Genomic DNA, 13,205 nt, shown 5'->3' on the forward strand with positions numbered 1-13,205 from the left:
CAGCGGGGAGTGGACGATTCCGCGCCCGGTGCCTATCCAGACGGCCCGTTCCCGCTGTCCAGTGCCAACCGGAGACCCCGTTCCATGAAGACCCGCGCCGCCGTAGCCTTCGAAGCGAAGAAGCCGCTGGAGATCGTCGAGCTCGATCTGGAGGGCCCCAAGGCGGGCGAGGTGCTGGTCGAGATCATGGCGACCGGGGTGTGCCACACCGACGCCTACACCCTCGACGGGTTCGACAGCGAGGGGATCTTCCCCTCGGTGCTGGGCCATGAGGGCGCCGGGATCGTGCGCGAGGTTGGCGCGGGGGTGACCTCGGTCAAGCCCGGGGACCATGTGATCCCGCTCTACACGCCCGAATGCCGCCAGTGTAAGTCGTGCCTGTCGGGCAAGACCAACCTGTGCACCGCGATCCGCGCCACCCAGGGCAAGGGACTGATGCCCGACGGGACCAGCCGGTTCAGCTACAAGGGCAGCCCGGTGTTCCACTACATGGGCTGCTCCACCTTCTCGAATTTCACGGTCCTGCCCGAGATCGCCGTCGCCAGGATCCGCGAGGACGCGCCGTTCCAGACCTCCTGCTACATCGGTTGCGGGGTGACCACCGGGGTCGGCGCGGTGATCAACACCGCCAAGGTCCAGGTGGGCGACACCGTGGTGGTCTTCGGCCTCGGCGGGATCGGCCTCAACGTGATCCAGGGCGCCCGGCTCGCCGGGGCGGGCCAGATCATCGGCGTCGACATCAACCCCGACCGCGAGGAATGGGGCCGCAAGTTCGGCATGACCGCATTCCTCAACAGCAAGGGCATGAGCCGCGAGGACGTGGTCGCGACGATCGTCCAGATGACCGATGGCGGCGCGGACTACACCTTCGACGCCACCGGCAACACCGAGGTGATGCGCACCGCGCTCGAGGCCTGCCACCGCGGCTGGGGCACCAGCATCATCATCGGCGTGGCCGAGGCGGGCAAGGAGATCGCCACCCGCCCGTTCCAGCTCGTCACCGGGCGCAACTGGCGCGGCACGGCCTTCGGCGGGGCCAAGGGCCGCACCGACGTGCCGAAGATCGTCGACATGTACATGCAGGGCAAGATCGCCATCGATCCGATGATCACCCACGTCATGGGCCTGGAAGAGATCAACACCGCCTTCGACCTGATGCACGCGGGCCAGTCGATCCGCTCGGTCGTGGTGTTCTGAGACCAGGTCAGCGACGGGTTGTCCCGTCCCCGTTCGTGTCGAGCCCCTCGACAAGCTCGGGATAAACTTTGGCAAAGAGCCAAAGTCGAGACACGGGCGCGCAGGTGTCTCGACTTCGCTCGACACGAACGGAATTCGTTTTGGAACAGGTCTCAAGCTGGCGGGCCCACGGCGGCACCCAGGGGGTCTACACCCACCCCAGCATCAGCACCGGCACGCCGATGACCTTTTCGGTCTTCGTACCCGACCACGCGCCCGGCGCGAGGCTGCCGGTGCTGTGGTACCTCTCGGGGCTGACCTGCACCCACGCCAACGTCACCGAGAAGGGCGAATACCGCGCCGCCTGCGCCGCGCGCGGGATCGTCTTCGTCGCCCCCGACACCAGCCCGCGCGGTGATGAGGTGCCGGATGACGAGGGCTATGACTTCGGCAAGGGGGCGGGCTTCTACGTCGATGCCACCGAGGCACCGTGGGCGGCCAACTTCCGCATGCGGTCCTACATCGAGAGCGAACTGCCCGCGCTGGTCGGGGCGCACTTCCCAGTCGACCTGGCCCGGCAGGGGATCACCGGCCATTCGATGGGCGGGCACGGCGCGCTGACCATCGCGCTGCGCAATCCGGGCCGGTTCCGCTCGGTCAGCGCCTTCGCCCCGATCGTCAGCCCGCTGTCCTGCCCCTGGGGCGAGAAGGCGCTGGGCGGCTATCTTGGGTCCGACCGCGCGGCCTGGGCCCAGTATGACGCCTGCGCCCTCATCGCCGACGGCGCGCGCCTGCCCGACCTGCTGGTCGATCAGGGCGAGGCCGACACCTTCCTGGACGGCCAGCTCAAGACCCATCTGCTGGCCGAGGCCTGCGCCGCCGCGGGCCAGCCGGCGACGATCCGGATGCAGCCGGGTTACGATCATTCCTACTATTTCATCTCCACCTTCATGGCCGACCATGTCGGCTGGCACGCGGAAAGGCTGAGCGCATGACCACGCCCCGGGACGAGACGCTGGCGCTGATCGGGCGCTATTACGCGGCCTTCAACGCGGGCGACAACGCCGGCATGCTGTCCTGCCTGGCCGAGGATGTCGCGCACGATATCAACCAGGGCGCCCGCCAGACCGGCAAGGACGCGTTCCGCGCGTTCCTGGCCCACATGGACCGCTGCTATCGCGAGCAACTGGCCGACATCGTCGTCATGGCCAGCGACGACGGCACCCGCGCCGCGGCCGAGTTCACGGTCCACGGCACCTATCTGGCGGACGACGAGGGCCTGCCTCCGGCCACCGGGCAGACCTACGTCCTGCCGGCCGGAGCCTTCTTCGAACTGGCGGACGGCGCGATCACCCGGGTCTCGGTCTACTACAACCTGGCCGACTGGATCGCGCAGGTCGGAGGCTGATCCTGTCGCCCTCCGGACCGGCCCGGAACGGGTCCGGCGGGCCTCATGACTTTTTGGGATGCTGATATCAGCTTAAAGCGCTTACGCCGGGCCGCAGGTTCGACAAAGTTCAGTCCATCACCTAACCTGCCGGGGGCTGGACCTGGCTGGGCGGTGCCAGAACGAATTCGAGGCCCGAGTGGCTCGGGTCAACGGGGGGTACAAGCGATGGCGTCACCTGCGCATACCGGCATTCGGCCGAACGTTCTCTTGGCATCTGTCAGCGCCTTGGCCCTGGCCATTCCCGGCTCTGCCTGGGCCGAGGACGTCGGCTCCGCGCCCGCCGCGCGGAGCGACCAGATCGAGGAAATCGTGGTGACGGCCCAGCGGCGCACGGAATCGCTGCAGAAGGTGCCGATGACGATCCAGGCCTACAGCGGCGCCGCGCTGGCCAAGTACAACATCGCGACCTTCGAGGATGTCCGCCGGATCACCCCCAATGTCGCGTTCAGCAACAACGGTCCGGGCCAGGGCGAAATCTTCATCCGCGGCCTCAGCGCCGGCGGCGCCGGCACCCAGGGCAGCGGCTCGATCGGCACCTTCCCCAACGTGGCGGTCTATCTCGACGATCAGTCGATGCAGTTCCCGGGCCGCAACGCCGACATCTTCATGGCCGACATGGAGCGGGTCGAGGTTCTGGAAGGGCCGCAGGGCACGCTGTTCGGCGGCGGCGCCCAGGCGGGCGCGATCCGGTACATCACCAACAAGCCGCAGTTCGGCGGCCTGAGCGGAAGCATCGACGCGTCCTATGGCCTGACCACCGGCGGTGCCCCGAACACCAGCCTGAGCGCGACCTTCAACGTGCCGATCATCGCCGACAAGCTGGCGGTGCGCGCGGTCGTCTACAACGATCGCCGCGGCGGCTACATCGACAACGTCTACAGCACGTTCACCCGGTCCAACAACGATCTGGGCAACTACACGCTGGGCATCAGGCCCAACAACACCGGCCTGTGCCCGAACGGCCTGGCCCCGGGCCGGGCGGGTTATTGCACCGTCGGCAATGCGCCGCAGATCAACAATTCCTCGGTCGCCGCCAAGGACCAGAACCCGGTCACTTACCAGGGTGTCCGCCTGTCGGCCCTGTACCAGATCGATGAGGACTGGAATGCGCTGGTCACCCAGAGCTTCCAGCACATGGACGCGCAGGGCGTGTTCTTCGAAACGCCGACCGGGGCCGACTTTCAGCCGCTGCAGCGGATGCAGACCACCACCTTCTCGCCGGCCTACAACATCGACAAGTTCTCGAACACGGCCCTGACGATCAACGGCAAGATCGATCAGCTCAAGGTGGTCTACACCGGCTCCTACATGGTGCGGAACGTCTCGCAGCAGATGGACTACACCAACTACTCGCGCGCGCCCTACGGCGTCTATTACCAGTGCACCGGCGGGACCAACTATGCCTTCGGCGCGGGCAAGCCGGCGACGTGCTATGCTCCGACCGCCAACTGGCAGGACACGGTCCGGAACACCCACCTGACAAACGAGCTGCGGATCAGCTCGCCCAGCGAATGGCGCCTGCGCTTCATCGTCGGCGGCTTTGTCGAGCAGTTCAAGATCTACGACGCGATGAACTTCAACTACAAGACCATCCCGTCGTGCAACCCGGCCAACCTGGCCTCGGCGCTCGCGGGCGGGGCCACCTGTCTTGCCAACCTGCGGCCGAACCCGGCCTCGACCGTCTATTTCGGCGGCGTCCGGGGTGACAACACCGCCTTCGGGCAGGATATCCAGCGCGGCTATGATCAGCTTGCGGTGTTCGGATCGTTCGACTTCGACATCATCCCCAACAAGCTCACCGTGACCGCCGGCGGCCGCTACTTCCGCTACACCCAGCGGCAGACCGGTTCGGTGTTCAGCAGCTTCGACGGTTGCGTGAATGTCGCGAACGGCAACTGCACCCCGGGCAACAACCTTGACGCCAAGAACCTGCGATCCGTCTACACCGGGTTCAGGGGACGGGCCAACGTGACCTACCAGGTCACGCCGGACACCATGCTCTACTACACCTTCTCCGAAGGGTTCCGTCCGGGCGGGTTCAACCGGTCATCCAACCAGCGGGCCCGGCTGAACGGCGTCTTCCAGTTCGCCACCCCGCTCACTTACGAACCCGACAACCTGACCAATCACGAAATCGGGTTGAAGACCTCACTGTTCGATCGCAAGCTGATCCTGAACCTGACCGCCTACTACATGATCTGGGACAGCGTGCAGTTCGGCCTGTTCAACCCGGCGGTGGGCTTCAACTACGCCTTCACGATGAATGGACCGAGCTACCACAACAAGGGGATCGAGGCCCAGTTCACCGCGAAGCTCGCCCCCGGCCTCACCCTGTCGGGCGCCGGGGCCTACAACCGCAACCGCCAGTCCAATTCGCCGTGCCTGATCAACAACAATCCGGCCTCGCCGGGCGTGGGCAAGTGCATCACCCAGTTCACCTCGCAAGGCGTGACCGCGCCCTTCGCCAACCCGTTTGGCCAGGTTGGCGGGGTCGGGGCCTTCTCGCCGGAATTCCAGGGCAGCCTGCAGGGCCGCTATGAATGGATGGTCGGTTCGAACCTGGCGCACATCGCGGTGGGCATGACTCACGTCGGCAAGATGTTCAACCAGCCCTCGTCCTACACCTCGGGCGCTGGTGTGCTGATCCCGACTTCGACCCTGCTGCGCTACGAACAGCCCGCCTATACGACCTTCGATCTGAGCGTCGGGCTGACGCGGGACAACTGGCGCGCCGAAGTCTTCGTGTCGAACCTGACCAATTCGCAGGCCAGCACCTTCACCAGCGCGGCGCAATACATCAAGATGCAAACGCCCTTGCGCCCCCGGGTGATCTCTTTCAAGGTGGGCACCAGCTTCTGATCGCACCCGCTGGACCACCGGAATGAACCGAAAGGGCGGGGGCGATCCCCGCCCTTTCCACCTGTGATCGGGGCGCTTTCTGCGGGACACGTCCATCCATCGGCCACCGAACCCCATGCTGACCCCATCCTCCGCTCCGTCCGAGCTTGAACGCGCCCGGGCCCTGGTCGCATCGGGGCGTTTTGCCGAGGCCCTGGCCCCGGCCCGCCGCCAGCTTGAGGCCAGCCCCACCGATCGCGATGCCCTGCTGGTCGAAGCGCAGAGCCTGCGGCACCTGAAGCAGATCGATGCCGCGCTGGCCGCCCTGGACCGGCTCGAGGCGGCCCATCCCCATTTCAGCCGGTTGCACCAGGAGCGCGGCCTTTGCCGGGTCGCGCTGCGCGATGCCCCGGGCGCCATCGACAGCCTGCTGCGCGCGGTCAACATCAACCCGGCGCTGGTGGCGGCCTGGCAAATGCTCGCCGGGCTCTACCGGCTGGTCGGGGACCAGGATAACGCCGCCCTGGCCGACAACCATGTGGCGATCCTCACGGCCTTGCCGCCCGATGTCGTCACCGCCACGGCGCTCTATTCGGACGGCGATCTCGAACCGGCCGAGGTGATGGTCCGGCACTTTCTCCAGACCCATGGCCACAATGCCGAAGCGATGCGGCTGCTCGCCAAGATCGGCATTGCCCGCGACGTGCTGGACGATGCCGAACTGCTGCTGGCCGGGGCGCTCGAACTGTCCCCCGATTACCGCGCGGCGCGCTTCGACTATGCGCACACCCTGGCCCTGCGCCACAAGTACGTGGAGGCGCGCGAGCAGATCAACCTGCTGCTGGCGCTCGATCCGGACAATTACGATTATCGCGCGCTCGCGGCCACGGCCGCCGTCGGCCTCGGCGAGCATGAGCGGGTCATCGCGCTCTATCACGAAATGCTGCGCGACCGGCCCGACGATGCCGACGTGTACCTCTGGCTGGGCCATGCGCTGAAAACCATCGGCCGCATGCCCGAAGCCGTGGCCGCCTATCATTCGGCCGCCGCGACCCGGCCCGATTTCGGCGATGCCTACTGGAGCCTCGCCAACCTCAAGGTCTACCGCTTCACCGACGCGGAAATCGCCGAGATGCGGCGTCTGGAAGCGCTCGAGACGACCCGCCTGGCCGACCGCTATCACCTCTGCTTCGCCCTGGGCAAAGGCCTGGAGGACCGCGGCGACGCGGCCGAAGCCTGGTCCTACTACGAGCGGGGCAATGCCCAGAAGCGCAGCGAGAGCGCGTTCTCCATCGCCGTGTTCGAAACCAACACGCGCAACCAGAAACAGGTCTGCACCCGCGCCTTCTTCGCCGAACGCGAAGGCTGGGGCGATCCGCGCCCCGATCCGATCTTCATCGTCGGCCTGCCGCGCTCGGGCTCGACCCTGCTGGAGCAGATCCTCGCCTCGCACTCGCAAGTCGACGGGACGCAGGAACTGGCCGACATCCCGCGCATCGTGCTCGATCTTCAGCGCGGCCATCCCGATCCAGAAAACCCGATCTATCCCGGCGTCCTGGCCGACATGCCGCGCGAGGAATTCGCCCGGCTCGGCGCCAAGTACCTGGCCGACACGCGCATCTACCGGCACGGGGCGCCCCGCTTTGTTGACAAGATGCCGAACAATTTCCGGCACATCGGCCTCATCCACCTGATGCTGCCCAATGCCCGGATCATCGATGCCCGGCGCGAACCGATGGCCTGCTGCTTCAGCAACTTCAAGCAGCTCTTCGCCAACGGCCAGGAGTTCACTTACAACCTCGAGGATATCGCCCGCTATTACCGGACCTATCTCGACCTGATGCAGCACTGGGACACGGCCCTGCCTGGGCGCGTGCTGCGGGTCCAGCACGAGGACGTGGTGCAGGACCTGGAAGGCAGCGTCCGGCGCCTGCTCGATTTCTGCGACCTGCCCTTCGAGGAATCCTGCGTGTCCTTCCACAAGACCGCCCGCAGCGTGCGGACCCCCAGCTCGGAACAGGTCCGCCGCCCGATCTACCGCGACGGAATGGAACAGTGGAAACCGTTCGAGCCCTGGCTCGGCCCGCTGAAGGCCGCGCTGGGCGAGGCGCTGGTCGGCTAGGTCAGCGCGACGCGTTCAGCGCGCGGCCGATGGCGGGGTTGGGTGGGGAGCGGAGGTTCCTGATCCTCCCCCACCGGGGGAGGGGGACCATCCGCAGGATGGTGGAGGGGGACCCCGCCTTGACCAGCTGCCGTGCCCCACGGAGAGTGCCCCACCACCACCTTCGGTGGTCCCCCTCCCCGTACCGGGGAGGAAGCAAAGGTCCGACTTCAGGCGCTTGCCGTCGTTCCAACCCGCATACGCCGACCCGCGCCCAATACGGCCGGCCGGAACACCGCGCTCACCCCGCCAGGCGCGAGGGCAGTTCGACCGGGACGCTCATGTCGCCGCGCGCCTCGTGATGCGCGGCGCCGCCGGCGAAGTGGCGGATGATCCAGTCGCGGAACAGGAACAGGGCGGGGTCGGCCAGGTCCTCGGCGTGCATCTTCAGGTAGTAGCCATAGCCGTCGGCGGCGACCGCCTCGAACGGCATGACCAGATTGCCCGCGGAAATCTCGGAGGCGAACATGTCGATATCGGCCAGGACCACGCCCGAGGCGCCGATCGCATAGCGCACCGCCGAAAAGGCGGTGTCGAAGGCCAGCCCGCCGCGGCAGTCGAGCGCGATGCGCTGCTGGTCGGCATAAGAGCTCCACAGCAGGCTGCGCGGTTCGTTCTCCAGCTTGACGTGAAGCAGTTCGGTGTCGTTCAGGAACTGCTCCAACGTCTTGCCGCGGTGCTGCTCCCAGGTCCCCGGCGAGCACAGCGGCGCGACCCGGACCATCCACAGGAGATCGGTCACCCGGTCATCGACATTCGGCCGGTCGAACACGATCGCAACGTCGACATTGCCGGGCGGCGGGCCGGTGACGTTGGAGGTGCAGACGTCGATGCGGATATCCGGGTGCTCGCGGCGGAAGCCGTGGAGCAGGGGCAGCGCGGTCTGGTAGAGCAGCGAGGGCGGGATATGGACCCGCAGCGGCCGGCTTTCCAGCGTCTGGTCGCGGACCATGTTGAGCGTCTGCTCGATCCGGTCGAGGCACTTGCTTACGACCGGCAGCAGCATCTCGCCCGCGGGAGTCAGCCGCAGGCCGCTGGCGCTGCGTTCGAACAGGGGCTTGCCGATCAGGTCTTCCAGGCTGCTGACGTGCCGGCTCATCGCGCTCTGCGTGACGGTCAGGGCCTGGGCGCCCGCGGTGAAACTCAGTCGGCTGCCGACCGCCTCGAACGCGCGCAGCGCGTTGAGGGGCAGCCAGCGCCGGTTGATGAAGCCATGCGGTCCGATCGCGTGCACTCCCATGGGTTGGGCGGAAATTGCGCCGTGCATTGATCCAGGTCAAATCGAAAAGCGGGCCGGGCGCGGGCTCGGCGCGGCCAAATTCGCATGACTGCATGACTTAATGGGATTCGCGGCCATGCCTGCCCCGTGCAACGTCGGGGACACGGGGCTCCGTCGCGGCTCGAGCGAGGGTCGCGCGCGGATGCGCTGCAAGGGGCTGACCCCGGGCGTCCGCGCGATGTCCGGAAGGCCAGGCAAAAAGGATGGCGCGGGTGGACCTGGGCGAAATCAAGGCCTTGCTGGATGAACGACGCGCGGGCCACAGCCTCCCGCAGGCGCTCTACACCGATCCGGCCGTCTTCGAGTTCGATCTGACGGCGATCTACGGCCAGTCCTGGCTGATGGCCGGGTTCGAATGCGAACTGCCCGAAGCCGGGTCCTATTCCTCGTTCAAGGTCGGGCGCTGGCCGATCCTGCTGGTCCGCGACCGGGCCGGGCAGATCCGGGCCTTCCACAATTCGTGCCGGCACCGCGGGGCGATGCTGTGCAAGGAAGGCACCGGCAAGGCACCCCGGCTGGTCTGCCCCTATCACCGCTGGACCTACAACCTGGACGGCTCCCTGTTGTCCGCCATGCGCATGCCCGAGGATTTCGACCGCGCCGAGCATGGACTGGGCGAGGTCCATGTCGAGACCGTGGCCGGGGTGATCTACATCTGCCTGGCCGAGACGCCGCCCCCGTTCGAGGTGTTCCGCCGCGACATGACCGCGCTGCTGGCCCCCCACGATCTGGCCAACGCCAAGGTCGCCCATGTCGAGACCCTGACCGAATACGCCAACTGGAAGCTGGTGCTGGAAAACGGCCGCGAATGCTATCACTGCCAGGCCGGGCACCCCGAACTGGCCAAGACCTTCCCGGTCGAGGTGTCGTCCTATTTCGAGTTCGGCGGGGCCGATCATGCGGCCACCTTCGAGGCGCGCATGGCCGAGCATGGCCTGCCGGTCGGCCCGGCGGGCGAGGACTGGTGGCAGGCGATCCGCTTCCCGCTCAACCCGGGCATGCGCTCGATGTCGATGGACGGCGAACCGATCGTCGCCCGCCCGATGGTCGGCGCGGCGGAGGGGGATATCGGCTCGCTGCGCTGGGCGCTGGAACCGCACAGTTTCGCCCATGCCGTGGGCGATCACCTGTTCTTCTTCAGCGCCATGCCGATCGGCCCGCGCGAGACGCTGGTGACCGGCAAGTGGCTGGTCCACAAGGATGCGGTCGAAGGGGTCGACTATGACCGGGCCCAGTTGATCGAGCTGTGGAACATCACCAACCAGCAGGACAAGGACCTGGCCGAGAACAACCAGGCCGGGGTGGACAGCCCCGGCTATCGCCCCGGGCCCTATTCCCCCGATGCCGAGGTGCTGGTCCTGCGCTTCGTCGATTGGTACTGCACCAAGGCCCGCGCCTATATCGAACAACAGGCCGGCACCATGGGAGGAGCCCTGTCCTATGCGGAAGGAGCGGCGCATGCCGCATGAACCGGCCAGCGTCCGCCCCGAGACAGCCGCCGTCGCCGCCGGCTACGATCCCGCCCGGGCCCAGGGCGCGGCCAAGCCGCCGGTCTACCTGACCAGCACCTTCGTTTACGAATCCGCGGCCCAGGCCAAGGCGATCCACGAAGCCTACTTCGACGGGACCGGCCCCGAGGTCGGCCAGACCCATTACATCTATTCGCGTCTCGGCCACCCCAACCTCACCATGCTGGAGGACCGGCTCGCCCAGGTTGACGGGGCCGAGGCCGCGGCGGTCTTCGCCTCGGGCATGGCGACGCACAGCGCGATCGCCCTCGCCCATCTCCGCCCGGGCGACAGCGTGCTCCATTCGCGCCCGATTTATGGCGGCACCGACGGGCTCTACAATCTGGTCATGCCCGGCTTCGGCATTTCCGCCTTCGACATCACCGACGGGTGCAGCCGCGATCATGTCATGGCCCAGGCCGAGCGCGCGCTTGCCGCCGGGCCGCTGGCGCTGATCGTGATCGAGACCCCCGCCAACCCCACCGCGGCGATCACCGACCTGCCGATGATCGTGGCGGTCGCTGACGAGATCGGCCGGCGCACCGGTCGCCGCCCGGTGGTGGTCTGCGACAACACCCTGCTCGGCCCCTTCGCGCAGCGCCCGATCGCGCTGGGCGTGGACCTGTGCATGACCTCGCTGACCAAGTACTGCGGCGGGCACAGCGATCTGCTGGCGGGCGGGGTTTCGGGGAAGGCTGCGCTGATCCAGCCGCTGCAACTGCTGCGCACCACGCTCGGCAGCCATCTTGACCCGTTCACCTCGTGGCTGGTGCTGCGCTCGATGGAGAGCGTCCATGTCCGCTCCGAACGGGCGATGAGCAATGCCGCGGCGATTGCCACCTTCCTGCGCGATCATCCCAAGGTGGCCGGGATCACCTATCTGGGCTTCCTGCCCCAGGGTTCGCCGCAGCGCGCGGTGTTCGATGCCCAGTGCCAGGGGGCGGGATCGACCTTCTCGTTCCACCTCAAGGGCGGCGAGGCCGAGGCCTTCCGTCTGCTCGACCACCTGCGGCTGATGAAGGTCGCGGTCAGCCTGGGCGGGTCGGAAACGCTGGTCTGCCATTCGGCCAGCACCACGCATTACGCGGTGAGCCCGGAACGGCGGCTGGCCGGTGGCATCACCGATGGGACGATCCGCATGTCGGTGGGGATCGAGCATGTCGACGACCTGATCGCCGATCTGGCGCAGGCGCTGGAGGCGGTGTGAGCGACGAGTTTACCGGGCACGATCCCTACGCCATCAACCGCAAGCTGCCCGGGGCCGACCAGCATTTCGATCTGGTCGTGGTCGGGGCCGGGCCCGCCGGGCTGGCCGCCGCGCTGGAAGGCGCCGCCCTGGGGGCCAGCGTGCTGCTGGTCGACGAACACCCGGTCGCCGGGGCGCAGATGGGCAATGACGTGCCCTACTGGTTCGGCGGACGGATGACCGGCGCGGTCCAGACCAAGGACCGGATGATCGAACAGGTGTTCATGGCGCAGCCCCTGTTCGAACAGGCGATGGAGGCCGGGGTCGAGCTGCAACTGGGCGTCTATGCCTGGGGGCTGTGGCGCAACCACGCCAACCTGGCGGCCCTCCCCGAACCGATGCTGGGCCTGGCCGACGAGGAGCGTTCGTGGACCGTGGGGTTCAAGGCGATCGTCCTGGCCACCGGCGCACGCGATCTGGCGCTGTCGTTCACCGGCTGGGACCAGCCCGGGGTGATGGGCGCGCAGGGGCTGCATGCCCTGCTGACCCGCTACGATGCCTTCGCCGGCCGCCGCATCGTGATCCTGGGCACCGGGGATCTGGCCATCGCCACGGCGCGGCTGGCGCTGGGGCGGGGCTTGGAGGTGGCCGCCATGATCGAAACCGCCGCGGCGCCGGTCGGCGACCTTGCGGAGATGGCCGCGCTGAAGCTGGCCGGGGTGGCGGTCCATTGCGGCAGCGTGCTGCGCGAGGCGCAGGGCGGGATCGACGGGGTGCGCGCCGCCGTGATCGCGCCGCTCGGCGGGGGTGAGGCCGAAACCATCGCCTGCGACACGATCTGCCTGGCGATCGACATGGTCCCCGCGATCGAACTGCTCGATGCCGCCGGCGGGCGCATCGTCACCGATCCGGCGCGTGGCGGGCATGTCCCGCAGGCGCGCGCCGGGCTCGCCCTGCCCGGGATCTTCCTTGCCGGGGACTGCGCCGGGCTGGGCCTGAACGAGGCGCAGGCCGCCGCCGAGGGCCGCGCCGCCGCCCGCCGCGCGCTCGGGCACGATCCTGACGGCGCGCCCTTGCGCCCCGAACCCGTCACCGCGGTGGACCGGCTCGCTTACCGCGAGGCCTGGCTGCGGGCGCTGGTCGCCGCTTCGGACGATCGCGTGATCGTCTGCCAGTGCGAGGAGGTCAGCCGCGCCGACCTGCTCGACGTCCAGCCGCCCAACTATCTGGAACGCGGCGAAAAGATGCGGGCCCGCTCGCTCGCCACCCTGCTCGAGGATGGCCCGCCCGACCAGGAGCAGGTCAAGCGGCTGACCCGCGCCTGCATGGGCGTGTGCCAGGCCCGGCGTTGCCGCGAACAGGTGGGCATGCTGCTGGCCATGGCCTCCAACCTGCCGATGGCCCAGGCGCCGCGCGCCGGGTGGCGGGCACCGGTCCGTCCGGTGGCACTCGGCGTCCTCGCCGACTGGGCCGAGGACCAGGCCATGAAGGACGGGTGGGACGTGTGGTTCGGCATCCCCACCCAGTGGACCCCCTATCGCGACATCGGCACCGAGCGCGAGGAACAGCATCGCCGCGCGCTTGGCGGCAACATGCACCTGTGACGG

General features: G+C 67.9%; 9 protein-coding genes. 8 read left to right on the forward strand and 1 reads right to left on the reverse strand.

Going from position 1 to position 13,205, the window contains the following annotated elements; translation table 11 throughout:
* The first annotated feature begins 84 nt into the window (after positions 1-84).
* The 5 genes from H7F49_RS06230 to H7F49_RS06250 all read left to right on the forward strand — a co-directional run bounded on the left by H7F49_RS06230 (position 85) and on the right by H7F49_RS06250 (position 7,586).
* Positions 85-1,197, forward strand: a complete 1,113-nt coding sequence (locus H7F49_RS06230) for an S-(hydroxymethyl)glutathione dehydrogenase/class III alcohol dehydrogenase (protein ID WP_185682715.1) — start codon at positions 85-87, stop codon at positions 1,195-1,197.
* A 140-nt stretch (positions 1,198-1,337) separates the two neighbouring features.
* The gene (gene fghA / locus H7F49_RS06235; protein ID WP_185682716.1) at positions 1,338-2,171 is read left to right on the forward strand and encodes an S-formylglutathione hydrolase; all 834 of its coding nucleotides are present in this window, start codon (positions 1,338-1,340) and stop codon (positions 2,169-2,171) included.
* Positions 2,168-2,584 carry a ketosteroid isomerase-related protein gene (locus H7F49_RS06240; protein ID WP_185682717.1) on the forward strand — a complete coding sequence of 139 codons (417 nt, stop codon included), beginning with the start codon at positions 2,168-2,170 and terminating at the stop codon, positions 2,582-2,584. The genes fghA and H7F49_RS06240 overlap by 4 nt, the downstream gene beginning before the upstream one ends.
* A gap of 249 nt (positions 2,585-2,833) precedes the next feature.
* Entirely contained in the window at positions 2,834-5,485 is a 2,652-nt protein-coding gene (locus H7F49_RS06245) for a TonB-dependent receptor (RefSeq protein ID WP_235981949.1), read from the forward strand.
* Positions 5,486-5,600: 115 nt separating this feature from the next.
* Complete coding sequence (locus H7F49_RS06250) at positions 5,601-7,586, forward strand: tetratricopeptide repeat-containing sulfotransferase family protein (protein ID WP_185682719.1); 1,986 nt, start codon at positions 5,601-5,603, stop codon at positions 7,584-7,586.
* Positions 7,587-7,866: 280 nt separating this feature from the next.
* On the opposite strand, the gene H7F49_RS06255 is transcribed toward H7F49_RS06250, so the two are convergent.
* On the reverse strand, positions 7,867-8,865 hold the full coding sequence (locus tag H7F49_RS06255) for a LysR family transcriptional regulator (protein ID WP_235981951.1): 999 nt from the start codon (positions 8,863-8,865) through the stop codon (positions 7,867-7,869).
* A 242-nt stretch (positions 8,866-9,107) separates the two neighbouring features.
* Between H7F49_RS06255 and H7F49_RS06260 the strand changes: the two genes are divergently transcribed.
* From H7F49_RS06260 to H7F49_RS06270, 3 genes are read left to right on the forward strand one after another with little or no spacing between them, the layout of a single operon-like run.
* A complete protein-coding gene (locus H7F49_RS06260) occupies positions 9,108-10,373 on the forward strand; it encodes an aromatic ring-hydroxylating oxygenase subunit alpha (RefSeq protein WP_214647684.1) in 1,266 nt (421 codons plus the stop codon).
* Positions 10,363-11,619 carry a cystathionine gamma-synthase family protein gene (locus H7F49_RS06265; protein ID WP_185682721.1) on the forward strand — a complete coding sequence of 419 codons (1,257 nt, stop codon included), beginning with the start codon at positions 10,363-10,365 and terminating at the stop codon, positions 11,617-11,619. The genes H7F49_RS06260 and H7F49_RS06265 overlap by 11 nt, the downstream gene beginning before the upstream one ends.
* Positions 11,616-13,202: an FAD-dependent oxidoreductase gene (locus tag H7F49_RS06270; RefSeq protein WP_185682722.1), complete on the forward strand. Its 1,587-nt coding sequence runs from the start codon at positions 11,616-11,618 to the stop codon at positions 13,200-13,202. The genes H7F49_RS06265 and H7F49_RS06270 overlap by 4 nt, the downstream gene beginning before the upstream one ends.
* The last annotated feature ends 3 nt before the right edge of the window (positions 13,203-13,205 follow it).

This window comes from Novosphingobium aerophilum, assembly GCF_014230305.1.
Taxonomy (GTDB): domain Bacteria; phylum Pseudomonadota; class Alphaproteobacteria; order Sphingomonadales; family Sphingomonadaceae; genus Novosphingobium; species Novosphingobium aerophilum.

Excerpts from the sequence above, each read along its gene's own strand:
- H7F49_RS06265 (WP_185682721.1), top strand. The coding sequence starts at position 10,363 with ATGCCGCATGAACCGGCCAGCGTCCGCCCCGAGACAGCCGCCGTCGCC.
- H7F49_RS06260 (WP_214647684.1), top strand. The coding sequence starts at position 9,108 with ATGGCGCGGGTGGACCTGGGCGAAATCAAGGCCTTGCTGGATGAACGA.
- H7F49_RS06230 (WP_185682715.1), top strand. The coding sequence starts at position 85 with ATGAAGACCCGCGCCGCCGTAGCCTTCGAAGCGAAGAAGCCGCTGGAG.
- H7F49_RS06255 (WP_235981951.1), bottom strand. The coding sequence starts at position 8,865 with ATGGGAGTGCACGCGATCGGACCGCATGGCTTCATCAACCGGCGCTGG.
- H7F49_RS06250 (WP_185682719.1), top strand. The coding sequence starts at position 5,601 with ATGCTGACCCCATCCTCCGCTCCGTCCGAGCTTGAACGCGCCCGGGCC.
- H7F49_RS06240 (WP_185682717.1), top strand. The coding sequence starts at position 2,168 with ATGACCACGCCCCGGGACGAGACGCTGGCGCTGATCGGGCGCTATTAC.